The sequence below is a fragment of the Streptomyces montanisoli genome, assembly GCF_017813245.1.
Classification (GTDB): Bacteria; Actinomycetota; Actinomycetes; order Streptomycetales; family Streptomycetaceae; genus Streptomyces; species Streptomyces montanisoli.
Window position 1 is genome coordinate 1 of sequence record NZ_JAGIQL010000362.1, and the last position, 1,253, is coordinate 1,253.

Genomic DNA, 1,253 nt, shown 5'->3' on the forward strand with positions numbered 1-1,253 from the left:
CGTAAGTACCCCGATGAACTGCGTGAACGCGCGACGCGTCTCGCGGTCGAGGCCCGCAAGGACCCGGCCGTCCGGGCTGGGGCGATCAAGCGCATCGCCGACCAGCTGGACGTGCACCCCGAGGCCCTGCGCGGATGGGTGAAGCGGGCGGAGATCGACGACGGCGCTGTGCCCGGCACCACCAGCGCCGAGGCCGCCCGGATCGCTGAACTGGAACGAGAGGTGAAGGAACTACGGCGGGCGAACGCGATATTGAAGTCCGCCTCGGCTTTCTTCGCTGCGGAGCTGGACCGTCCACTGCGATGAAGGTCGCCTACATCGACCAGTACAAGGAGACGTTCGGCGTCCAGCCGATCTGCGACGTCCTCGCCGAGACGGACGCGCCGATCGCGCCGAGCACCTACTACGCCGCCCACAGCCGTCCGCCGTCGGCCCGCAGCATACGAGATGCCGAGCTCACCGAGGAGATACGCCAGATCCACACCGACAACTACGGCGTCTACGGAGCCCGCAAGATCCACGCCGCCCTGGTACGCGAAGGGCACGAAGTGGCCCGCTGCACGGTCGAGCGCCTCATGCGGCAGGTGGGACTGCGCGGGGTGATCCGGGCCAAGAGCCCGCGCACGACCCGGCCCGCCCCAGAGACTGACCGCCCGGCAGACCTGGTCGAGCGGCAGTTCACCTCAACTGTCCCCAACCAGCTATGGGTTGCCGACATCACCTACATCAGGACGTTCTCCGGCTGGGTCTACGCGGCCTTCGTCATCGACGTGTTCTCCCGGATGGTTGTCGGCTGGCAGGTCGCCACCAGCCTCTACACCGATCTCGCCCTGGACGCGCTGGAGATGGCGATCTGGCGCCGCCGGCGCACCGGCGCCGACCTCACCGGCCTCACACATCACTCGGACCGCGGAGTCCAATATCGTGCTATTCGCTACACCGAACGTCTTGAACAGGAAGCAGCCGTGGCCTCCGTCGGCTCCAGGGGCGACTCGTATGACAACGCCCTCGCCGAGGCGTTCAACAGCCTGTTCAAGGCCGAATTGATCCGCAACAAGGGCCCCTGGACGTCCATCAACGACGTCGAGATCGCGGTCGCCGAGTACGTCGACTGGTTCAACCAGCGGCGCCTGCACGGCGAGCTCGGACACGCGACCCCCGCCGAGCACGAGGCCGCCCACTATGCGGCCGAACCCCCTGCGTCACTCCAGAAAACCAGCTAACCCACTCTCCACAAAACCCGGGGCTTGACA

1 protein-coding gene and 1 other annotated feature are annotated in these 1,253 nt (G+C 66.9%); the gene reads left to right on the plus strand.

The features are described from left to right. A protein-coding gene (locus tag JFN87_RS33160; protein WP_245182870.1) for an IS3 family transposase occupies positions 1 to 1,223 on the plus strand; the annotation gives its coding sequence in 2 pieces (ribosomal slippage) (positions 1 to 268 and positions 268 to 1,223; 1,224 coding nt annotated over the 2 pieces). This gene is flagged as partial in the annotation. After that, positions 267 to 395 (plus strand) — a sequence feature (AL1L pseudoknot). It overlaps the preceding gene by 129 nt. Positions 1,224 to 1,253: the final 30 nt, after the last annotated feature.